The following is a 23,463-nucleotide window of genomic DNA, read 5'->3' as shown; positions in this document are numbered from 1 at the left end:
ATTTGGATGCCGAAGTCAAGTTTTTCACCAGCTATTTACTTGTAGGGGCGAATAATTATTCACTCGCCCACATAGCCCGGTCGTTAAATTCCGGCAAGTTCCAGCACTTTCTCTACCGCAGCATTCAGTCCGTCAGCATTCTTGCCACCGGCTGTTGCGAAGTGAGGCTGACCACCGCCACCGCCTTGTATTAGTTTGGCAGCTTCCTTCACCAGGTTTCCGGCTTTCAATCCGCCTGCAACGAGGTTGTCGCTCAGCATAACTGTCAGCATCGGTTTACCTTCATTCACTGTTCCGGCAACGAAACACAGATTTTCCGTGATTTCTCCACGCAGTTGGAAGGCAATGTTCTTAATGTTTTCGGCAGGTATCGGAGCACAAATCTTAATAACCTTTATGCCATGTATTTCCTGTATATTTTTCAACAGTCTTTCCTTTATCTGAGCCTCTTTTTCTCGCATAAAGTCTTCCATCTGTTTCTTCAATCCGGCATTTTCCTCAATGTATTTACGGATGGTTCCGCCCAGGTCGGGAGCATTGTTGAAGAGTGCTTTCAGATCGCGTACGGTGTCTTCGATGGTATCCATCAATTCTTCCACACGTGCACCTGTGTATGCTTCGATACGGCGTACACCGGCAGCAACAGAACTTTCGGAAACAATCTTCATCATGCCGATGCTTCCCGTAGCAGCAACATGTATACCACCGCAGAATTCAACGGATGAACCGAACTGGATGACACGTACATGGTCACCATACTTTTCACCAAACAGTGCGATAGCTCCCAATTCCTTAGCTTCCTCAATAGGGATGTTGCGGTATTCCTTTAAAGGTATGTTGGCGCGGATTTTGGCATTTACCAGGTGTTCCACCTGACGGATTTCTTCATCTGTCACCTTCTGAAAGTGGGAGAAGTCGAAACGCAGTGAATCCGGAGTTACCAAAGAACCTTTTTGCTCTACATGCTCTCCCAACACTTCACGGAGTGCAGAGTCCAGCAAGTGGGTAGCCGAGTGGTTGGCTGCACAGGCGGCACGCTTATCAGTATTCACGCAGGCCATCATCGGAGCTTCCGGATGTTCGGGCAACTTCTTGGTGATATGTATCGGAAGGTTGTTCTCCTTCTTGGTGTCAATCACTTCAATCGTTTCAAATTCGCTGACAAGTGCGCCGGTATCACCTACCTGACCACCACTTTCAGCATAGAACGGGGTGTAGTCCAGTACAATCTGATACAACGTCTGGTTTTTCTGTTTCACCTGGCGGTAGCGGAGAATACTTGTTTCATATTCCGTATAATCGTAACCAACGAATTCGGTAGTTCCTTCTTTCAGTGTAATCCAGTCACCGGTTTCAATGGCGGCGGCATTGCGGGCACGCTGTTTCTGTTGTTGCATTTCAGCGTCGAACTCTTTGATGTCGGCAGTCATGCCGTTCTCGCGGAGAATCAGCTCTGTCAAGTCGAGTGGGAAACCGAAAGTATCATATAAAGTAAAGGCGTCTTTACCGCTGATTTCTGTCTTTCCGGCAGCTTTGGCGTCAGCCATCGTCTTATCTAGCAGGCGGATACCGGTCTCCAGTGTACGGAGGAAAGAGTCTTCTTCTTCTTTAATAACTTTGCTGATAAGGTCCCTCTGTGCATTCAGTTCCGGATAAGCCTCACCCATGTTTTCAATCAGAACGGGGAGCAATTTGTACATGAATGCTTGTCTCTGTCCCAGGAATGTATATCCGTAACGAACGGCACGGCGGAGAATGCGGCGAATTACATATCCGGCCTTTGCATTAGAGGGTAACTGGCCATCTGTGATAGAGAATGCAATTGTGCGGATGTGGTCGGCAATTACACGCATAGCAATGTCCTGTTGATTATCTTTGCCATAAGTAGTACCTGCCATCTCGGCGATAGCCTTCAGTATCGGTTGAAACACATCGGTATCATAGTTGGATGTTTTCTCTTGCAGTGTGCGCACCAAGCGTTCAAAGCCCATACCAGTGTCGATTACTTTGGCGGGAAGTCCTTCCAGAGTACCGTCAGCTTTGCGGTTGAACTGCATGAACACGAGGTTCCAGATTTCGATAACTTGCGGATGATCTTTGTTCACCAATTGGTTACCCGGAACTTTTGCTTTTTCTTCTTCCGGACGCGAGTCTATATGTATCTCGGAGCACGGGCCGCATGGACCCGTATCACCCATTTCCCAAAAGTTATCATGTTTGTTTCCGTTCAGGATATGATCCTTTGGCAGGTATTGTTCCCAAAAGGAAGCGGCTTCATTGTCGCGTTCTAGTCCTTCTTCGGGGCTGCCTTCGAAAACAGTAGCGTAAAGGTTCTTGGGATCTATTTTCAGCACTTCCACCAGATACTCCCATGCCCAGTCAATAGCTTCTTTCTTGAAGTAGTCACCGAACGACCAGTTACCCAACATTTCGAACATGGTGTGGTGATACGTGTCATGTCCTACTTCTTCCAGGTCATTGTGCTTTCCGCTTACGCGTAGGCACTTCTGTGAGTCCGCTACTCTTTTATATTTCGCCGGGTGGTTACCCAAAATTATATCTTTGAACTGGTTCATCCCCGCATTGGTAAACATCAGTGTAGGGTCATCTTTAATTACCATAGGAGCCGAAGGCACGATTTGGTGGCCTTTGCTCTCGAAGAAACTCTTGAAGGAGTTCCGGATTTCATTTGCAGTCAACATACTCATCTATTTATCTTAATCTATTACTATCTTTTACTCTCTGTTATCTACTAACTACTTGCTACTTAGTATTAATAATCTTGAAAAAACTGTGCAAAGATAGCTTGTTTTTATTACTTTTGCCGTATTAACGAGCGAAATATTTCCAAAAGATGCGCAAAGTTTACTACATTTATAATCCACAGACGCAGACTTATGACCGTATTTACCCTACCGTCAGACAACGGGCGGTGAGTCTTTTACGCCGTTTATTTATCGGCATGGGTTTGGGTGCGGGCAGTTTCATTGTTCTGCTGATTATCTTCGGTTCTCCTTCCGAGAAAGAATTACGAAAGGAAAATAGCCAACTTTTAGCGCAGTATAATGTGCTTTCCCGTCGTTTGGATGAGGCTATGGGCGTGTTGCAGGATGTGCAGCAACGTGATGATAACCTGTACAGGGTTATTTTTGCGGCAGACCCCATACCGTCGGCTATCCGTCAGGCAGGGTATGGCGGCACCAATCGTTACGAGCATTTGATGGATATGGCTAACTCCGCCCTCGTGGTGAATACTACTCAGAAGATGGATATGCTCAGTAAACAGCTCTATATCCAGTCCCGTTCTTTCGACGATGTGGTGGATATGTGTAAAAGTCATGACGAAATGTTGCGTTGTATTCCTGCTATCCAACCTATTTCCAATAAAGATCTTCGTAAAACGGCATCCGGTTATGGCACGCGTATCGACCCTATTTATGGTACTACGAAATTCCATGCCGGTATGGACTTCTCCGCACCTATTGGCACGGACGTTTATGCCACAGGAGACGGTACGGTGGTGAAGATGGGCTGGGAAACCGGCTATGGCAATACTGTCGTGATAGATCATGGCTTTGGATATCAGACTTTGTATGGTCATTTAAAGGAATACCGGACGAAACTCGGGAAAAAGGTAGTGCGTGGCGAGGTTATTGCCGGAGTGGGTAGCACTGGAAAGAGTACCGGCCCCCACTTGCATTATGAAGTTCACGTTAAAGGGCAGGTGGTCAATCCCGTCAACTATTACTTTATGGATTTGAGCGCCGAGGATTATGACCGCATGATACAGATTGCCGCCAATCATGGTAAAGTCCTTGATTAATTATGGATAAGAATCTGAAGTTATACTATTCCATCAGTGAGGTGGCCCAGATGTTTGATGTCAATGAGTCCTTACTACGTTTTTGGGAGAAAGAGTTTCCACAACTTTCCCCGAAGAAGGGTAGTCGTGGCGTACGGCAATATCGCAAGGAAGATATAGAAACGGTGAAATTGATTTATCATCTGGTGAAGGAGCGGGGTATGACGCTGCCCGGTGCGCGCCAGCGGATGAAAGATAATAAAGAAAACACCCTTCGTAACTTTGAAATCGTAGAGCGGTTGAAAGCCGTTCGTGAGGAACTGCTCAGTATGAAGAAAGCTCTTGACGGCTTCACTTATGAACAGGTTGATGAATTAAAGAAAGATATTCAGGAGATAGGAGAATAAACGTAATTTGGAAAACGAACCGGATAAACAAGAAAAGCGGATTGAAGACTATTACCACCTTCAATCCGCTTTTCTTGTTTATAGGGGTTATATCATTTAGAATTCAAAGCCGAGCTTGATTCCTATACCATTTATGGATTCATTATCATAATAATATGAACTACTACCAATATAATAATATCCGTAATCATACTCTTGATATGCATATTCCAATTTAAGATTCAGTGCCATTTTGTTAGCAAGGGCGAAGCGTACACCAAAGCCTACTGTAACGAAGGCTCCTTCAACATCTCCGACTGTATAGCCAGTTTTAATATCGGCAAACGGGGTAACCTTTTTATTCATGAAGTTTGCTCTGAAACTGGCAAATAAAGGAACGGAATATAAATCTGCATCTGTATAGAAGTTTATTCCGGCACCACCTCCGATAAACAAATAGTTATTAAACTGATAACCGTGTGTCGTTGATAATTCGAATCGGTTGGCATCGCAATCACTAAGATCAAAGATATAACCGGTTTCAACAAAACCTTTGTAACCTCTTAGCGATTTCTTTTCTCCAAATCTTTCGTAATTGCTTTTAGAAGTACCTACTTCTTTCGTAATTTTCACAACTTCATCCATTGAATAAGCAAAGATACTTCCATCAGCAGTTTGTATTTTTAAAGAACTGTTGGGCACTTGTTCGATGATAATGCCTCTGATAATACTTCCATTTTTCAAATAAACGACTTCGGTGTAGTTTTGTGCCATGCAGTGAAGGCAAGCACCCACTAATAGGGCACACAATAATAGTAATTTTCTCATTTTTTTATTTAGTAAATATTTAGTTTATAGGTTGTTGATAACCTTATGAATGGAACCGGCCCAATAGTTACGAAGTCCGAAACCTTTGGCTTTTCCACCGATTGCCCAGTCTTCTACTATTTCTTTGGTTTCAGTATTGAAGAATACTACCTGATAGGAACCGTATCCCTCTGCCTTGTTCAGTAACTTAGCGATGATAACCAGCCCAATACCCGGTTGACTTTGTATAGGGAGTGCTTCCACAACTCGTTTAATGTCTTGTTCGCTCAGTGTATAGTCTGCACTGGTCGTCATCAGTTGGCTGAGGTCAATGTCCTGATTCACTTTATCAACGGCATTGAGTGAAATCTCGTTGACTTTAACTTTCAGCTTCTTACTTACATCATATTTTTTTGCCTCAGTGATGAACAGACGGTTGATTCTGGCAAATGCTATTCTGAATTCTTCGGGAGCCTCAGCCGCACCGAACACCTTTGCCGCAGAATAATCCACTCCATAGAAATTGATACCTGAGACTTCTTTCAGGAAGTCTCTGTTTTGTCCGAAACAAACCATGCTTGTTGCCAGAAGGAAAAGGGTTAATAACTTTTTCATACAATTAATAATTTAGAGTGAGTACTAAGTCTATTCTTACTGTCAAAAGTAGAAATTAGTTACCGTAAATCAAAGAATTTTATACTTTTTCTGCTCATAGGAGGCATTTGTATCTGGGCAATGTAGTCAGCCGGTTCGAACCGGATGGTAGGAGCTACCCGTATTTTAGAACGGAACAGGTCCTTTATTTCTTTTGCAAAACTTTCGCTGTTCTCTTCACTACCAATGCGGATTAGTATTTCATCCGTACCCAATTTATTGGTATATACCTCAACAACATAGTTTTTCACTTTAGGTATATCGTCCAATATATCGAATAATGCGGGTGGGTAGAGGGTGGTACCCTTGTATTTTATCATTTGTCCTTTTCGTCCTAAAACAGAACTTAACCGGATAGTATTCCGTCCGCAAGCGCAAGATTCTGTATAGTGATAGCAGATGTCTCCGGTTTTGAAACGAAGCAAAGGCATACCTTCAACTCCCAATGTGGTGATGGTTACTTCACCCGGTTCTCCTTCTTTTACCGGAAGGTTTTTGTCATCAAGGAACTCTACGATGATGAGTTCGGGTTGCAAGTGTCCGCCGTGGAATTCGGAACATTCGGTGAATGATGATTGCATTTCTGTAGAAGCATAAGTGGAATACAACTGGAGTGACCGCCATTTCTCATTGATACGCTGCCCGAGGGTGTTCAGGGTAAAATCAGGATTACGCAATGCTTCACCGATGCACACACACTTTTTCATCGAGCTGTTATTGTAATCAATCTGATTCTTTTCGGCGAATTCTATCAATTTGATAAGGAATGAGGGCACCACCATCCCACAGGTGGGATGAATACGGTGGATAGTGTCCCATTGTAATTCCGGTATTCCGTTGCCTACGCGTGCCACTCCCATACCCAGTTCCCGGGCTCCCAGATAATAGGCCAGACCTGCCATGAAGCGGCGGTCTATGGTGGTCATCAGTTGCAATATATCTTTCCGGCTGCATCCGGCGGTGTTGAAAGACAAATATTCATTGTAAGCCAGGCGGTCGAGGTCTGCAGAGGTGAGTACGAAAGTAACAGGATCGCCTAAAGTGCCGGAAGTGGTTACATAATCGATGATAGCATCTCTATCCACACAGATGAACTCATTATTATGTAGTTGCAGGTCTGTCTTGGTGGTGACCGGTATTTGTTGCAAGTCTTCTATCGTCTTTATGCGGGAGATGTCTATGGAGTGTTCACGAAACATCTGTTGATAGAATCGGGAATGTGCTTGAAGGTACGCCAGAGTTTCGGTAAGTCTGGCCTCCTGATATAGTTTGATTTCTTCCGGAGAACGGAACTGAATGTTAGGGCTCTTTTCCATATTATGAGTGCTTATTGATTTTTTGTTGGATACGTTCTTTTTCCGCTTGTTTGGGAATGGGCATTGTCAGTGCTTTTTGCCAATATGTAATGGCTGTATCGGTTTGTTGCGTGGCGGCATGATAGTCACCCAACACCTCATAAACGTAATAGAAGGAGGGGTTGGATGCTTCATAAAGATTCAATACTTGGACTTCCAGCGTTTCTTTTCGTTGCGTCTTTTCCCGGATGAGCTTTGTGAGTTTTTTATAAGCCATGAACTGCTTGTACTCTGCTTGCCTGATAAAGTTATCTTCAGGGATGGTCAGTTCCGGGGTTGCAATTTCGTGGTGGAAGTCTACTGTATCACTGAATATCTTATTGAGGTCATACGCCATGTACTTTCCGCATTGCCAGGGGGAAGTGGATACATACATAATTTGCTGTTCCGGCAGAAAGATGACCGAATGATGGGCGATAAGCTGATTGATAGCCATTTCATTCCCCATTCCTAAATCTATATCATCCCAACCTTTACGGTCGCGGAGTATGGCGGCGGCTTTCATGCTATTGATGGGCTTGTTTTCTTCCAGCAATTCTTGCAGACGGGCAAAACGATAGGGGCTATCAGAAGTTGCTATATTCTCCCGGTTGCGCTTATCGCTACGGAAAGCATCCGATTGATAATGGTTTGTGCAAATAATCTGATTGCCACTTCCTGTAAAGAGTGCGGTCTTCTCCGGTGACTTTTCGATGATAGCTGCTTTCCCGTCCCGGGCTGAACCGACCAGTATGGATTCGGAAACAAATGTTTTTCGTTTCAAGGCGATGGCGTATGCTTCGTCAATGGTCGAAGCATATTGCAGGATTTCCCTGGTCAGGATAGAGATGGGAGTCGCGGAAGCTGTCGGCATAGTCGATTTGGCTGCGTTGATGGTTACTGTCAGTCCGGTTTCGTTCATGCCTGAAAGTACGCCAATCATGCCCGGCCAGCCAACGGAAGCGAATTTGTAACCTTGTTCCGGCTGATAGAACGATACCAGTTTGTTGTGTGCGAACTTATCACCCATATAGAAATCGAAATTACGTCCTATGACGAGGGACGAATCGGTACTATTTTCTCCCCAAGTGGCGAAGGAGCTGCAACCTACCAGCATATAGTCTTGCATGGCATGTCCCAGGTCATGTGCTGAGTGGTAATTTAGTTGGCGTTCGTAGGGAGTGCCGATAAAGTCATATTCGTGTGTGCAAGAGAGAGAAATGCCATAGATTTCATCCCTGAACTCTTCCGGAACGTTCTTTCCTAAGTTGCCGTTAAAGAGCACGATGAAGAAGCGCAGGAATTTGAGGTAATTATCTGAGGGGACAATCTCACGTATCTGATCCACGAAGACTTTTTCCTGATAATATAGTAAATCAGGCGAAAGCTTTCCTATAGCTTCGCCACGCTGGAAGGCATTACCACTCACTTTCAACTCCCATAAACCACTATTGCTGTGCCGCAGGTAATTTTCTTCATATTGCCGTAGGCTGTCGGTTTGTATTACTTTTCCGGTAGATTGGGAAGTATATTCAGGAGTCAGCATATCAGCAGAGAAATAGAGTGCGGATATACAGAGGATAATAGCAAGGAGAAGTAGCCCTATACCACATGCCGTATATTTGATTGTTTTCTTTATAATCTTATGCATGGCCTATCTTTTTAGCTAAATATTCGTGTCCTAGTAGTTCACCACAAGTAATGATGGAGGTTAATGTTACCCCTAAAGCACCGTGGACGTTCAAGTTTTGTCCGGTAAGAAATAAGTTACCCAGTTTTGTTCGTGTGGAGACAAATCCTACCTGTGGGCATTTATAATCCTTGATAATACCATAGGCAGAGCCGTCGCAAGTACCCGTAAAGTCTCTGTAACTTAGCGGAGTAGTGGTGTACATTGCTTCAATATGGTCAGTGAAGTCTATCCCATGACTTTTGATGAATTCCAATAGCTGTGTGGCTTTTTTCTTTTTGAAGGCTTTGTATTCTTCACCTCTTTGTTCGGGTAGTGTATGTAGCCAGGCAGATAATTCTTCTATATACATGGGAGTCAGGATGGAGATTACTTCTGCATAGTCACTATTTCGGGAAGAAGCTTGTGTAGAAATCATGCAATTGGTGGTGCATCCCATATTGGCCTTTTTGTCATACCATACGTCATTATCTCCATGCAAATAGAGGTTCTGATTCAGATATGGATAACTTTTCTCTTTCATCACTAAATAGAGAGTGAATATACCATAGGTGTTTTCTAACGAATTGATGCGTGAGATATAGGCATTCTTGATAGAACGGTTCTTATCCAGTAAAGTTAATGTTTGTTTGGGATGTACATTAGAGATGACGTATTTACTGTCTATCCGTTCTGTGCCGTTTATTTCTACACCTTGTACTTGGTTGTTGTCTACAATGATACGGGTGACCTCACTATTATTCAGTACTGTACCTCCGTTGGCGCGGATGACATAAATCATTTCAGAGGCCACCTGCATGCTTCCGTCAATGAACCGGTAGGCTCCTTGTATGTAGGAGTTGTTAATCATGGCGTGCTCATAGAAGTTGGAGTGTTCCCTCAGTCCGCCATACAGGAGTGCCGAACCCGCCAGTACTGATTGTAACTCCGGATTGGAAGTGGTCTGAGCTATCATGCCTGCTGCTGAAGTATTGAAATACTTCATTCCTTCAGTAGATATGATTCCCTTCTTCAGATTCTCTACACTAATCAGACTGCCTACTTCTTTCAGCAACATTGTGTATTGCTGAAGATTCTCTCTTTCGTGAGGAAATGCTTTGCAAAGGGTGTCGACAAAGGGGGCATATCCCATGGCATAATCATATTCACGATTTTTGTAGTAAATCTTATCGAAGGCATTTTCATCCAGCTTACGGACTTTCAGATTGTTCATGATTCCTGCATACTGAAAGAACTGGTGCATCATCTGTCCCTCATCCAGGCTGCCAATATAGTGAATACCCGTATCGAGCAAATGCCCTTTCCTGCGGTAGGTTTGAAAACATCCTCCGAACAGTTCGTTTTTCTCGAGCACACATACGTTGTATCCTTCCTTGCTGAGTATGGTTCCACATTCAAGACCACCTAATCCGCTTCCTATGATGATGATGTCATACTTACTCATGTTCATTGCTCTTTTTTAGTATGTAGATGGTATTCGATGTGTATTTGTCATTCTGAATGGTTGCTACTTTCATTCCGCATTTCCGGGCTATATTCTGAATCTGATCTTCGGAAGTGAAACAGAGTGCTTCCGTGGTTCGATTAAAGTTTACGATTCGGGTAGAAAGTACTTCCGTGAGGCGGGTCAACCGATGTTTGTGGGTATCGGCAGCATTTCCGTCACGTACGATAATCATTCCTCCGGGACGAAGTAGGGCAGTACATTTCACCAACAAGTCATGTTGATGCTGATAACCCATATAATGCAATATGTCATTCAGGATGAATACATCGCTTTCTGGAAATTCATAAACTGATGCATCGGCATGCTCAAAGCGGAGATTTTCACCGCGAAGCCAACCATGTTGTGCAATGGCTATCTTATCTTCATCATAGTCAACCCCTAATATTTGCCTTTCTTTGGATATCATGGACAGCATGTAACACAAAGGACCGAGCCCGCAACCGATATCCGTAATTTGTCCTCTCATCGGAATCAGTTGGTTGAACAGTTGATAATTCTGTTCCATCTTCACTTTGATGCGGATGTACCATTCGATGATGGGACCTTTATAGATATAATTCAAAACTAAAGCTTCATAAAATGCGGGATTTGCTGGTGTATTCTTTTCCAAGCAGATACGGGCATATTCTTCTTTCATATAAGAAGAAATACGTTTGGTGCGTTCCTGATAAGTTGTTCCGAACGAATAGTCATTATAAGGGATACGCGGTAATATTTTTGAGAAAATAATGCCTTTGCGGATGTAGAAGGGTTGGGCTTTGGCAATAATCTTTCCGTTCCCGTATAAAAGGATAGGAATAATATCCAGTTGAAGTGTTTCTGATAAGTAGAAAGCTCCTTTGTGGAAACGTTTTATCTTACCGTCATAAGTTCGCGTTCCTTCCGGGAAGATGGCAATGGAATATCCTTCTCTGACTTTTTCACGCATCCGTTCTACACAAAGCTCATATCCTTCGTCCACATGGAAGAAACCTGCGTACCGGATAACTTTTCCGAATACCGGAGAATTCCATACCCAGTGATTGGTAATCATGATGATCTTCGGGGAGAAAGATAATAGTTCCAGGATATCAATGAAAGACTGGTGATTGGCTATAATAATAGCCGGTTTCCTGAATGTTTCACCGGCTGAGTTGATATGTTCTTTACGTACGAATGTAGCTACTGCCAGTATTCCTTTGCAAGTGATATTGATAATCCGGCAAATGAACTGTTGCTTATAGACGCGGCGTATCGGAATGAAGTATAATAAGAAAATGAGAACTCTCAGAATGATGCATCCTATAACAAAGAGCATGAAAAGAATAATGGTACGGAGTAATCCTATCAGTGTGTACGGGGGTAATCCTTTTGAAGCCGGTTTGGCAATAAAGAATTGGAAAATGATAGGCTGTATGGTGTAGGCTACTAATACAACGGCGGCCATTCCAAGAATAGAAATCAACGAAATGGATTGCAAGGCGGGGTGTTTGGCAAATACTAACGTTCCCATTCCTACAACGGCGGTGAATGCAGAGAAGAAAATGGCCGTTTTGTGAGAATTGAGAATTGTCTTTCCTGTCCGGTATTTATTTTGAAGTCCGTCCATGATGAAAATACTGAAGTCGTCTCCAATGCCGAAGATAAAAGTGGAAAGAATGATATTGATGATATTGAACTCTATTCCCAGAATCCCCATCAATCCTAAGATAATCGTCCAACTGATAAGCATGGGCAGGAAACTTATCAGAGTCAGTTCTATACGCCCGTACGAAATCAACAATGCCAAGAATATAAGGAATGATGAAATATAAAGTATCAGGTAAAAGTCATTGTTAATGGCGGAAACCCATTGGTTGGTAAAATAGCTCCGGTCGAAAACAACGACATCAGTGTCATCTTTGAATTGTTGATATACCTCTTCTTTATTATCGTCATTGATACGTACTTGGGTGACGAGCATAGTGATGGAGTCAGCACTCGTTTGCCATTCGTTCAGTAAAGTGGTGGCAACACTATTGGTGTCATCCTGATAATTGTAAAGTTGGAAGGGATGCTCTAACCACTGGTAAAATGCATCGAAGCTGCCTTTTCGGAAATGATAAGTACGGGCGGCATCTTCCATATATTTACGGATAGCCGATATTTTTCCCGGCTCTCCCCAATATCGATTCCACTGATCCAGCCGTTTGTGCTGTTCTTCCGGTGAGATAAGGAACTGTTCGGCAGAGGCATACGCTTTGATAAGTCCCTGGTCTTTAAAAACCGACAAATGGCGATTGGTGTTTGCATAACGTTCAAGGGCTTCGGGCATGTTTTTGCCTATGCTGACAAAGAGAACAGTTTTCTCCTGAGTGTTGAAAAGCTGTTCCAGTTTGGCTTCTGCTTGTTTTAGATGTTGAGGCTCGTAATTGAGGCTCATCATATCTTCGTTGAACCGCACTTTTTGTGAAGTAAACAGACTAACCAGTGTAATAATGACGATGATTCCCACCAGCCATTTGTTTTTTTCATACGGATAGGCATTAATCTTTTCAATGAATCGTAATACTCTGCCTTGTTTCACATCAGCTTGCCCTTTCAGAAAATGCGGAAGGTAGATGAGGCAGAAAAGGGTAGTGCCGATCAGTGCCAGGGAGGCAAACAATCCAAAATCTCGTAAAAGTTCGGAAGTAGTGAAAGTGAGTCCGAAGAATGCGCCGATGGTAGTGAAACTGCCTACTGTAAGCGGATAGGTTATTTCTTTAATTAACTGCTGGACGGTGGAAACATGATTCTGATGTGCCAGCATATGTATGGAGTAACTTAATGCAATACCCAGAATGGCCGACCCGGCCCCTACGGCTATTGCGGAAATATAGCCCTGAATGAAATAAATCAAGCATAAAGCAAACAGTCCACCGAATAATACCGGAGTGACAATAAGGGGAATTGACTTCTTGTGTTTGAATACTAATGAGATAAAAACAATGATAATCAGCAGTGCAATCGAAGAAGTGATGATAGTATCTTTCTTTATTTGCCGTGCATTGTAGACTCCTACCGAAGGACCTCCGAAGTAAGAGGCACTGATTGAGGGATGTTCTTTGTGCACCTGTTGCAATTCGTCTTCAAGTATCCGGATGAGCTTGTCGTTTTCACCTGTACTTCCTGTTCCGAATACCGGCGTTACAAACATTAGCAAAGTGTTGCCGTCTTTCGAAAAGATATGCCCGTTATTGATTTCGTAGTTGGTTTCCAACTGAAAATCTTGTAAGTGTTTTAAGATGTTATTCCCAAGTCCTAACGGGTCTCTTTGTATATAACTTCTCAGTGCTATACCTGCGGGAGAGAGAAGATTGGTATAATTCTTCCGCATAGTGGTCTCTATCCCTTCCTGAGTTAGAAGTGAATCAAAGTGCTGGTAGTCTTTCTCTGTTAGAAACAGAGGGAGATTATCATAAACAAAATTACTGGCTTTCTCAATAGTGGTTTCATCCACTTCCGAAAAGATGTCTTTAATCCAGGTTCGGTTGGCTTTCTTTAACAGGTTTTGTTTAAGCTGGTCGCCTGCCTCTATCATCAGTTCGGGAGTTGCTGTAGAGTCAATAGGAGAGATTAAAAGGATAATTTTATCCTTTATCTTTAGATTATCAAATACCTTAGTGATGTTTTGGCTATTTTTCGTGTCGGGAAAGAAGCGTGTCACATTCTCTTCAAACCTAACCTGATAAGCGAAGTACCCCATAAAGAGTACACAGGCACAGAGTGACAAATAGAAGAGGACTTTGTGTCTACTGAAATAATTATATAGTTTGATAAAGAATTGAGTCATGCTGTTCTGGACCTTCTGTATACGGTAAGCAGGCTGATAGCAATAATACCTGCCAATATACTACAAGCGGTTGCAAAGATAACACTTCCAATTAAATATTGCTCTAAAACTGATTTCACATTTTCAAATGAAATGTCGGTAAGGTAAAGTTCGACTGGTCTGCCCAGAGCCTTACACCCTGTCAGATAACTGCCATACAGCAGGAAAGGAATCATGGGAGGGATACTGATATTGGCGGCTACGATGGCTATTACTTTGTTGAGCTTGAGCAAATGGGCTAAAAAAAGTGTGGCGAGCATCTGGTATCCCCAAATGGGAACTATTCCCATAAAAACACCCAGCATGATGGCATAAGTGATTTTCAGGTTCGATTCATTGGAATGAGTAATGTGGGTATGGAAAAATTTCTGGCAATTGTTCCAGGTTAGTTTCCGGAAGAAGTTACGCGGATATATCCAGAGGAAAGTGATAAATACTAATAGAGTATTTAATATACTGATGCGGGTGAAATCCCGGAAAGGACGGAAATGCGAAATACGTTCTTCCTGAGGCGGATAATATACATGTATAGGTATGTTCCGAACTGTGGTTCCTCCCCATGCGGCAAAGACCAGTGCTTCGAGTTCAAATTCATATTTGGCAGTATAGTAGAATCTCTGAACGTTGATTTTATGTAACGGATAGAGCCGGTAACCCGATTGAGTATCTTGAAGTTTTATTCCGGTTTCAAGTTTAAACCAGAAATTGGAGAACTTATTGGCAAATGTGTTCTTACCTGGCATATTGTCCGAAGTCAGGTTACGGGCACCTACTAATAAGGCATCCGGTTCCTTTTCTATTTCTTCAATGAATATGGGAATATCCGATGCAAAATGTTGTCCGTCCGAATCGATAGTGATGGCATATCGGTATCCGGCTTCTTTGGCTTGTTTCAATCCGTTTTTCAAGGCTGTTCCTTTTCCCTTATTAGTAGGGTGGGTGATGATGCTTAGGTTCGGATAGTTTTCCAGAAGAACAGGGGTATTATCGGTGGAGCCGTCATTGACAACAATGATGTTTTCTGTGTAGAAGAGTACATCTTCAATCACAGTAGCCAGTGTCGTCCCGTTATTGTAGGTAGGTATAATCACTACAATCCCAAGTTGCCCGGCCTTTTCATGCCATTGTTCCGCATTACATTCCTCTATGTTCATTTGTCGATTAATTGCGCTTTTAACTTGATACAAATATCTTTTGAAGATGCACCTTCAACCAGAACCAGGAGGGTGTCTGTCTCACTTCTCTTTATCGTAATTGAGAATTTCAATTCGGGTGTTTCATTCGGATTAATGGCTGAGAGGAACTTGCACGATGCTATTTGCTTATATTGCAAAGGAGCTTGGTGTATTTTCTCTAAGCATTCCTTTATTATTTGTAGCATGCAGACTCCCGGAACCACAGGCTGTTGTGGAAAGTGTCCGGCGTAGACAGAATGTTGTGGGTTGAGCATGACCCGCACCATCCAATCTGTTTCATTAATATTCTCAGACAGTGTGATATGATAGAAATTAGAAAGAAGTTCAGCCATATTAATCTTGTTTCTCTTTTAGTTTATCCAATTGTATACTTAGCCGCAGCCAGGGATGTTTTATTTTTATCTGTTTAGGATGTCCTGATACGAACTCTGACAGATAGAATACTGATTTACCGAACCCGCTACCTGTGACTCTTTTTTCAAAGGTACTGTTTTTCTTTTTGATACGGATATTCTTCCCGTTTAAAAATAAATTCTTGAAGTCTGTTTCCAATAATTGCAGTATTTTCTTTTTCTTCATAGGTTCTATGCAACTATTGACTTGGAATTCTTCGTTGCGAAGTGAGAAGTCAAAAAGGCTGAGCCCGAAGTAGGTAGACGCTAGTATTCTAATTTCATTATCTGGAAGTTCCCTCACAATTAGCATTCCACTGAAATGATGCTTCATGAAATCGAGTTGCATATTATATTTCTGCGAAAATTCTTGGGCACAGATGATGGGGGCCGAATGTACAGAGGCATCTCCCTCCACTACCTTTGGGGAAGCACAGGAAGTGAGCAGACACAGCACACAAACCAGATTAGCGAGTAGAAAACTTGGTTTCATCTTTCAGCGCATTAAAGCTTTTGTTATAGAACTCATATTCTGTATAATTGGTGTCAGTCTCCGAAAGACGCAATTTGTAGACTGACATATCTTTTTTATCCAGATATATTTCAATTTCTGAAATATAGGCTTGTATGGCTTTATTGACTGGCTTAATCTTCACCATATAGTATGGGGTATTCTCAAAATATTCCAGTTTATAGTCGGAAGATATTTTGCTGAGGTCACCTATCATACATGCAGTGAGCATATCTTGCATCTGGTTCATCATTTTATTGGCACTTAAACTCATGGTGCTCTTTTTACCGTCCGCCACAATTTTAAGGCGTGAATCGTTTATCACGATTAAGTAGTTTACAGGTTGGGCATATTCCATGCGTATCTTACCGCTCTTCTGATAATAGAACTTTCCTTTGGAAGTGACCTTCTCGTCCAGAATATCCAGATACTTCACCTGGGTGAAATCGCTTTCAATGGATTGTATGGTTTGTGCCTCTTTTGCCAGACGATTTTCAAAATCCTGAGTCTGGATTAGTCTTTTCATCGTCTGGGCATGGCCATAGGAAATTCCCAATGTCATCAATAGTGTTATAAGTATTGCTCTCATAATGGTTTCTGATTATAGCATCTTGTCCAAGCGGACAACTGTATATCCTTGTTCTTTAATTAAGTTAAGTATCTCTTTTAATAACAGGTCACTATCTGGCATCCGGTCGTGTAAGAGGATGATGGAACCGGGTCGCAACTTGTTTTGAATGCGCTGCAAAACCTTCTCTTTGGAGGGATGCTGTGTATCAAATGTTCTGATATTCCAGCCAATGGGAGTATATCCTAATATGCGTACAGCTTTTGCTATCGTAGGATTCGTGACTCCGAATGGCGGACGAAATAATTTGATTTTCTGCGAAGTTACTTGTTCTAATGCAGACTGGCAAGCTTGCAGGTCTTTTTTCATTCGTGACAGACTATATAAGGGAAAATGATTGGTATGGGTAAAAGAATGATTGCCAATCAGGTGCCCATCATCAATTATTTGCCGTATCAATGATTCATTGCCCTTCACTTTATGACCGATACAGAAGAAGCAAGCGGGAATTTGCTGTTCTTTGAGAACCTGCAATACTTTAAGGGTCTGTATCGGGTCCGGTCCGTCGTCAAAAGTGATGGCTACAATTTTCTCTTCTGTCTGTTTCTTGCAAAACACCTTGAGATAGATGTTGGAGCGGATACTGCAAGAGGCATAGACGAGGAAAATGACTATTAATATAATTAGACCTTCTATTATCATTGTCTTTTCCGGATTAGAATAAGTGAATGATTAATGGAATGGTGGTGATTGTATATCAAGGCTATTTGTCCTGAACTCTGGCTTTTTCCAAGGGCTTTAGCCACTTTCCATACAGCAAAAGAAGAAGCTGTAGGGTATTCACCACATTCATCTTTAAAGGTAATGCATTTTGCTTTGGAAAACAGGTCGTTTTCTAAAGCAGTATATATGGCATCTTCATTTTTGTTTCCGTTTTTACCGGTGACGAACCAACTTATTTGTTCGGGACTTAATTGATTGTTTTGCAGGAAGCGATGAATTCTTTTAGCTATTTCCTGTGTGGAGTGTGCATGGATAAAGGTAGATACACCAATCAATTCTGCCAAAGTGGATTGGGTGATTTCTTTTCCCAACAGAAAGAATTGGGCACCTTCGCCTGCCTGTATGTCTCTTAGCAGTCCCAACCGTTGTTGTATGATATAGCTGTTAGGTGTAATCTCATCAATTGCACCTACCAAAACATTTTCGTCGCCTTCCCGGATTCTCATCATGCCATCCAATAGTGCGCTTTCGAAGCTTAATCCTCGGTGTACATATGTCATGTTATAAGCATGTATCTGGCAAAGCAATGCAATTTGACCTCCGATGGTATTGAAGGTCGACTGGATAAACGGCGTTGGATTCAGTAGTTGTTCCTTGTTTTCAATAATTGTATTCAGAAACTTCTCTGTATCTGCCAGACATCCCAGTCCGGTAGCTGTGATGATTGCATCTACTTTTCCGGAAGGCAGGGCATTGATACATTCCAAACCGCAAGCAACCCCCATCTTAATAATGTGGCTCATGCGTCTTCTGAGTGCGGCATTGGTGATAATACTCTTATAATCCGGTTCATTGGCAGATAAATAAGAATGTTTTTTAGAAACTGCATCCGCATGAATAGAGGCAATATGGTTGATATAAACAGGTTGCATCGTTTTTATTTTAATGTGGAAAACAGTAACGATGAATTATTTCCACCGAACCCGAATGAATTTGATAATACGTTACGGATAGGCACCCCTTCACGAAAGGAGGTTTCGGGTATCAGCCCGGTCTCTTCTGTGGGGGTCTCGAAATTCAGGCTAGGGTAGATAAAACCATAACGCACCGAGAGAACTGAGTAAACGGCTTCAATGCCTTCCGAAGCACCTAATGTGTGGCCAATGAACGCTTTGACGGAGCTGAATGGTGGAATTTTATCACCAAAAATCCGTCGAATGGCAAGACCCTCTGAGAGGTCATTGTTTGGTGTTCCTGTACCATGTACATTGATATAATCAATCTCCTCCTGCGGAATGTTACTTTTCGCTATGGCTTCCTGCATAGACCAGAAAGGCCCGTTTCCTTCGGGAGAACTGCCGGTCTGATGAAAAGCTTCATTCACATTAGAATATCCGCTTAACAGGCAATATGCCTCTTTTCGAAGCGACTTTTCTGATTGAAGAACAAGGTATCCGGCCCCTTCTCCTAAATTGAGACCTGCGCGTGATTCGTCAAAAGGACGGCAATGCTCCTTGTCTAGAATCATGAGTGAATTAAAACCATTGAGGGTGAACTTGCATAAAGCATCTGTACCTCCTACGATGGCGGCATCCAGCAGGTCATTCTTAATCATACGGGCTCCCAGCATGATGGCATTGGCAGTTGACGAACAAGCTGTGCTTATAGTCGTCACAAAGTCGTTTACGTTCAGATAATCCGCTATCATTTCAGTGCTTGCACCGCAGTCGTGAGAGATGACTTCCCGCAATCGTCCTTTTTTATTGTCTTTTTTGAATGAAGCGTAGAAGTGTTCACTCAAGTCCATGCCTCCTATTGAGGTAGAAGAGATAAGCCCGGTACGCATAGAGGTCGTATCCAGTTGGGCATCATTTATGGCTTCTCTTGCTGCCAACATACCCAGCAAAGCTGTCCGTGAGAATGTTTTTTGTGTATTTAAAGAGAGTAACCGTTTTAATTCTTCATTACTGTATTTCACTTCTGATACGGGTACATCTAACTTTGTGGGAAAAAGAGTGACTTTTCCCATGCCATGCTGATGCTTTCTGAGTGAAGTGATATTCTCTTCAACCCCCAGTCCTATGCCGGAAACAACGCCTAAACCGGTTACGTATATCTTCATTACTTTTGATTCTCAGAGATATAGTTCGCTAATGTGCGTATCGAGTAGAATATCTGTTTCCCTTCTGCAGGATTCTTTATTTTGATTCCGTAATTACGTTCTAAAATAAGAATGATTTCGAGGGCATCAATGGAGTCAAGCCCTAAACCGCCGTCACCAAACAGAGGTTCATCGGGATTAATATCCTCCGGAGTGATTTCTTCAAGATTCAGTTCTTCTATAAGCTCTTTTTTTAGTTTTTCTATTAATTCTTCCATATCAATATTGTACTTCAATTAATTTAAAATCAGCTTTATATTTTCCCATCAAAAGGTTACACCAACCAGTGATACACGCTTTCAATTTTCCTTTCTTCATTATCATTCGTGCGTATTCTTCCAACTTGTCCGCATCGAACTCTTTTTCTATGAAGAAAGTATTTTCTCCTTGTATTTTATGGCGAATGCATATTTCACCGGCTACAACGTTTGGTAGCGTATATACAAAAACTGTAGGACTGGCCGCATGGTCGCCTTCCTGATTGATGATAGTCTGATGATGAATGTCCGTATCGAGTGAAGATGCGGAATTTACCAGCAGTATGCCTATTTCTTCCGGTTGGAAGTTTTTCCCTTTCAGTAAGTATTCGGCAGCGGTGTATCCTAATTTGCAAAGGTCGTCCATTTTGTAGAATTTCATGCTACTTCCGCCTATGTTTTTGTATGCTTCGCGGATAAATTGCGCAAAGTCAGGGGAAGATGATGAAAAAATGCTTTTCCCATTCATGTATAAGTTGGCGTTTTCAATGGAAACAGTTGCAGTGGTGTGGACGGTTACTGATGCCTGTTCTTTTTGAGGTTGTTGTTGATATTCGGGAATTGTTAATACAATCGCCGCATTACAACCTCCAAAACCGGATGCTGTTTTAATGCAATGCTTCATTGGTATTTCCTGATGCTTGGCTTGAATTATGACAGGCATACTGACACCTGCTTCTTCATAGCCTAACGTGCCGAATAACATTTTCTCTTTTAATTCGTGAATACAGATAATAGACTCTATTATTCCCGACGCTCCCAAGGTGTGGCCGAAATAGGATTTCATGCTATTGACCGGTACCATCTCCAATCCGGCTAAATGAATGGCTTTGGATTCCATCTCGTCATTATAAACAGTAGCGGTGCCATGTGTATTAATGAAACTGACGTCTCTGGCGGTGATTGATGCTTCCTCCATAGCCTGGCGGATGGCAAAATACAATCCGTCTCCTGTGCGCGATGGACCGGAAATGTGGTTGGCATCATTGCTGATGGCTCCTCCGGAAAGTATGATGTCCGTATCTTTCCCTTCTGAACTCAATAAGATAGCACCACAAGCCTCTCCCAGATTAAGTCCATCTCTCCGGGCATCGTAAGGGCGGCATATCTGTGAACTGATGGATCTGAAAGAGAGAAATCCGCTGGTGATGAAGCGGGAGAGGATGTCTCCACCTGCTACTATGACTTTCTGGTATCTTCCGGTCTCTATCCATCGTTTGGCTACAATTAGGGCAGATATTCCTGATATGCAGGCATTGGAGATAACCTCAATCCGGTCGCTGGCCTGAAAATAGTCACCTATTCTTCTTCCCATTTCCCATAGGTAGGCTTTAATGTCAGGTTCATCGGAATGCTTGCTTAATAGATTGATATTGCCTTTTGTGGTGGAGAGGATGAGGCCGCAATTTTTATCTGCCAGACTGATGCCGGAATGAGAAAGAATATCTTGAATAGCAAGTATGAATAACTGTTCCAAGCGTGTATAAGCATCCAGACCCTTTGCAATATTCCAAATATCCGTATTAATAGTAGCAGCCAATATCGGGTTATCAGATATAACTCCTGCTTCATGCATCGTGATTCCGCTCCGGTACTTCCAGATTGCCTCTATATTCTCCTGAGTATTTGAACCCAAAGAACTGATAAGGGCATCTGCCGTGATATATACACTTATAGGATGTTCCATTTCTTCTTCCAAGCCTGATAAAAAGCCGGGGTTACTAACTCTAACTCTCTGTCCTTATTCAGGAAAACCTGAGTTGTGCTGCCGGTAGCAACAATATTATTATTAGTAGCCCGATATAGCACATATTCGAATTTGATCTTTGCAGCTTCACAAGAGATATACCGGGTTTCGATGATTACTTCTTCACCGAACGATAACGGTTGTTTAAACTGGCAGTTCAAGTCAACAATGGGCACCATGTAGCCTTCGTCGTAGATATCCATATATCCTAAGCCGTAGCGTTTACCGAAAGATTCCCTGCCATCTTCAAAATAGCGTACATATTCACCATGCCATACGATTTGCATGGAGTCTATTTCGCTGAATCGTATCTTCACGGTGGTGCGGTCTGTGAGTGCTGCCGTATGTAGATTTGTTTTCTGCCTCATTTCTTATCTAAAAATATTTTCATCCGGCATTCTGCAATCATTTCTTCTGCAGCGCTTACGCAAGCAGATATCAGGGTGATGTCGAATACCTCCTGAATAATCGTAATTTCAGTATATAGTTCCTGCCCGACTTTGGGTAAACGGTGAAGGGTCAGCTTATCTACCGAACCAATAAAACCTAATGGCACCGGTTCATTTTTTTGTAAATAGAGATATCCTATTCTGGCTGCTGCCGATTGGGCGATATGTTCGATAATGCCGGATTCTTGTAGTTCATTTCCTAGGCAAAAGATATTTTCAGCGGTGATTGTCAACGCTGAATAAGAACAATTGCCTTCTATGCCGCAAAATGAGTCTACCATGACGATTGGAGGTCGTTGTGGTATCAGGTTCAGGATTCCTTTACCGTGTATGATGTTAGCTTTTCTCATTTCAACTTACATTTTACGATACTATGACCTAATCCTAGGTTATCATATATTTCTTCTATTTTCAGACCGGCTTCATGGACGCATCGTGCCATATCATCCGAATGGTACATCTTACTGTTACCGTTTGCCATGGCAGTAAAGTAGATGCTGATTTGTGTCAGGCAATATGCGGCTGTCTCAAACTTTTGCCGGTCCCAGAAAGTCTCCATAATATAAAGTCGTCCATCTGTAGACATTGACCGGGCGGCACGAGACAGAATACTCTTGACTTCTTTCTCGGAAAAGCAATCCAAAAATTGACTCATCCAAATGGCATCAAATCCTTTCGGGAAAGGTACATTCTTGTCGAGGAGGTTTGCACCGTGTCCATGAATGCGTTCATGACCGGGTGTATTTTCCGTTTTCTGCTTCATCATTTCCAACTGTTGGGGCAGGTCCATGATGGTAACTTTCACCTCCTTATTGTACTGTACGCATTTGGTAGCCCATCTTCCGGTGTTTCCTCCTACATCGAGCAGAGTTCGGGGAGAGTGGCTGAATACAATTTCGAGTGCCTGGTCGAACGAATTGTCTGAATAAAAATGGTCGAATCCAAACCAGCTTTTCTGTACTTGTTCGGGCAAAGCGGACAACCCTTCATAAATGGTAGGCCAATCTCCTAATTCTTTCAAACCTGCCGGACGACCGTTGACCAACGCTTCTTCCAAATGAAACAGACCTTTGTAATTCACATCCTGATTGAAGTCCATATTCACCCGTGCCATTTCATCGTTCAACAGGAACCAGCCTGCTTTTGCCAGTACATATTGGTCTTCTTTCACCAATACAGTGCCAATTGTGAGTGAGGCTTCCAGTAGAACTTGTGCTGCATATGGTGATAATCCGGTGGCCTGACTTATCTGTTCCAATGACATGCCTTTCCGGTTATCGGAAAGCAAACGGAAAATGCCGAATTTCAGCATCAGGCGTGAAACCTGAAACACAATGGGCCCAAAGGCTATTTCCTGTGCCAGGCGTTGCGCCTGCACAGCGGTGAACCGCTCTTTGGTATATCTCTTTTGTAATGAAGGGAATAGTTTCATTCTATTGATTTTATT

The 23,463-nt window shown here is 42.6% G+C and carries 21 protein-coding genes; 2 read left to right on the top strand and 19 right to left on the bottom strand.

The genetic code is table 11. The features are described 5' to 3' along the window. Positions 1-83 precede the first annotated feature (83 nt). Positions 84-2,702 (bottom strand): alanine--tRNA ligase, encoded by a 2,619-nt coding sequence (gene alaS, locus QZ135_RS13960; RefSeq protein ID WP_294610408.1) that lies wholly within the window; start codon positions 2,700-2,702, stop codon positions 84-86. A 152-nt stretch (positions 2,703-2,854) separates the two neighbouring features. Between alaS and QZ135_RS13955 the strand changes: the two genes are divergently transcribed. After that, positions 2,855-3,823, top strand: coding sequence for a peptidoglycan DD-metalloendopeptidase family protein (locus QZ135_RS13955; RefSeq protein WP_294610369.1), 969 nt, complete (start codon positions 2,855-2,857; stop codon positions 3,821-3,823). A 2-nt stretch (positions 3,824-3,825) separates the two neighbouring features. Beyond that, positions 3,826-4,209 carry a MerR family transcriptional regulator gene (locus QZ135_RS13950; protein WP_294610366.1) on the top strand — a complete coding sequence of 128 codons (384 nt, stop codon included), beginning with the start codon at positions 3,826-3,828 and terminating at the stop codon, positions 4,207-4,209. A gap of 96 nt (positions 4,210-4,305) precedes the next feature. Here the strand turns inward: QZ135_RS13950 and QZ135_RS13945 are convergent, their stop codons facing one another. Genes QZ135_RS13945 through QZ135_RS13860 form a run of 18 tightly spaced genes read right to left on the bottom strand, consistent with a single transcriptional unit; the run spans position 4,306 to position 23,448 of the window. After that, positions 4,306-5,016, bottom strand: coding sequence for a DUF481 domain-containing protein (locus QZ135_RS13945; RefSeq protein ID WP_294610364.1), 711 nt, complete (start codon positions 5,014-5,016; stop codon positions 4,306-4,308). Positions 5,017-5,040: 24 nt separating this feature from the next. Beyond that, entirely contained in the window at positions 5,041-5,610 is a 570-nt protein-coding gene (locus tag QZ135_RS13940; protein ID WP_294610361.1) for a hypothetical protein, read from the bottom strand. 59 nt (positions 5,611-5,669) lie between these two features. After that, positions 5,670-6,965: an AMP-binding protein gene (locus QZ135_RS13935; RefSeq protein ID WP_294610358.1), complete on the bottom strand. Its 1,296-nt coding sequence runs from the start codon at positions 6,963-6,965 to the stop codon at positions 5,670-5,672. Position 6,966: 1 nt separating this feature from the next. Then, the gene (locus QZ135_RS13930; RefSeq protein ID WP_294610356.1) at positions 6,967-8,634 is read right to left on the bottom strand and encodes a C45 family peptidase; all 1,668 of its coding nucleotides are present in this window, start codon (positions 8,632-8,634) and stop codon (positions 6,967-6,969) included. Continuing rightward, positions 8,627-10,117, bottom strand: a complete 1,491-nt coding sequence (locus QZ135_RS13925) for an NAD(P)-binding protein (RefSeq protein WP_294610353.1) — start codon at positions 10,115-10,117, stop codon at positions 8,627-8,629. The genes QZ135_RS13930 and QZ135_RS13925 overlap by 8 nt, the downstream gene beginning before the upstream one ends. Continuing rightward, a complete protein-coding gene (locus QZ135_RS13920; RefSeq protein WP_294610350.1) occupies positions 10,110-13,973 on the bottom strand; it encodes a trifunctional MMPL family transporter/lysophospholipid acyltransferase/class I SAM-dependent methyltransferase in 3,864 nt (1,287 codons plus the stop codon). Before QZ135_RS13920 ends, QZ135_RS13925 begins: the two co-directional genes overlap by 8 nt. Beyond that, the gene (locus QZ135_RS13915) at positions 13,970-15,166 is read right to left on the bottom strand and encodes a DUF2062 domain-containing protein (RefSeq protein WP_294610347.1); all 1,197 of its coding nucleotides are present in this window, start codon (positions 15,164-15,166) and stop codon (positions 13,970-13,972) included. The genes QZ135_RS13920 and QZ135_RS13915 overlap by 4 nt, the downstream gene beginning before the upstream one ends. Beyond that, positions 15,163-15,540, bottom strand: coding sequence for a hydroxymyristoyl-ACP dehydratase (locus QZ135_RS13910; protein ID WP_294610344.1), 378 nt, complete (start codon positions 15,538-15,540; stop codon positions 15,163-15,165). The genes QZ135_RS13915 and QZ135_RS13910 overlap by 4 nt, the downstream gene beginning before the upstream one ends. A gap of 1 nt (position 15,541) precedes the next feature. Next, the gene (locus tag QZ135_RS13905; protein ID WP_294610341.1) at positions 15,542-16,093 is read right to left on the bottom strand and encodes a hypothetical protein; all 552 of its coding nucleotides are present in this window, start codon (positions 16,091-16,093) and stop codon (positions 15,542-15,544) included. Further along, positions 16,068-16,700 (bottom strand): outer membrane lipoprotein carrier protein LolA, encoded by a 633-nt coding sequence (locus QZ135_RS13900; RefSeq protein ID WP_294610339.1) that lies wholly within the window; start codon positions 16,698-16,700, stop codon positions 16,068-16,070. Before QZ135_RS13900 ends, QZ135_RS13905 begins: the two co-directional genes overlap by 26 nt. 12 nt (positions 16,701-16,712) lie before the next feature. After that, the gene (locus QZ135_RS13895) at positions 16,713-17,381 is read right to left on the bottom strand and encodes a polysaccharide deacetylase family protein (protein WP_294610336.1); all 669 of its coding nucleotides are present in this window, start codon (positions 17,379-17,381) and stop codon (positions 16,713-16,715) included. Beyond that, entirely contained in the window at positions 17,378-18,334 is a 957-nt protein-coding gene (locus QZ135_RS13890; RefSeq protein WP_294610333.1) for a beta-ketoacyl synthase chain length factor, read from the bottom strand. Before QZ135_RS13890 ends, QZ135_RS13895 begins: the two co-directional genes overlap by 4 nt. 5 nt (positions 18,335-18,339) lie before the next feature. Then, entirely contained in the window at positions 18,340-19,524 is a 1,185-nt protein-coding gene (locus QZ135_RS13885; RefSeq protein WP_294610330.1) for a beta-ketoacyl-[acyl-carrier-protein] synthase family protein, read from the bottom strand. Further along, a complete protein-coding gene (locus QZ135_RS13880) occupies positions 19,524-19,781 on the bottom strand; it encodes a phosphopantetheine-binding protein (protein WP_294610327.1) in 258 nt (85 codons plus the stop codon). Before QZ135_RS13880 ends, QZ135_RS13885 begins: the two co-directional genes overlap by 1 nt. Position 19,782: 1 nt before the next feature. Further along, entirely contained in the window at positions 19,783-21,507 is a 1,725-nt protein-coding gene (locus tag QZ135_RS13875) for a beta-ketoacyl synthase N-terminal-like domain-containing protein (protein WP_294610324.1), read from the bottom strand. Then, positions 21,492-21,935, bottom strand: a complete 444-nt coding sequence (locus tag QZ135_RS13870) for an acyl-CoA thioesterase (RefSeq protein WP_294610321.1) — start codon at positions 21,933-21,935, stop codon at positions 21,492-21,494. The genes QZ135_RS13875 and QZ135_RS13870 overlap by 16 nt, the downstream gene beginning before the upstream one ends. Beyond that, positions 21,932-22,366 carry a hydroxymyristoyl-ACP dehydratase gene (locus tag QZ135_RS13865; protein WP_294610319.1) on the bottom strand — a complete coding sequence of 145 codons (435 nt, stop codon included), beginning with the start codon at positions 22,364-22,366 and terminating at the stop codon, positions 21,932-21,934. Before QZ135_RS13865 ends, QZ135_RS13870 begins: the two co-directional genes overlap by 4 nt. Next, positions 22,363-23,448, bottom strand: coding sequence for a class I SAM-dependent methyltransferase (locus QZ135_RS13860; RefSeq protein ID WP_294610316.1), 1,086 nt, complete (start codon positions 23,446-23,448; stop codon positions 22,363-22,365). The genes QZ135_RS13865 and QZ135_RS13860 overlap by 4 nt, the downstream gene beginning before the upstream one ends. Between the last annotated feature and the right edge of the window lie 15 nt (positions 23,449-23,463).

It is taken from the genome of uncultured Bacteroides sp., assembly GCF_905207245.1.
Lineage (GTDB): Bacteria > Bacteroidota > Bacteroidia > Bacteroidales > Bacteroidaceae > Bacteroides.
This window is presented reverse-complemented; position numbering and strand designations above follow the sequence as displayed.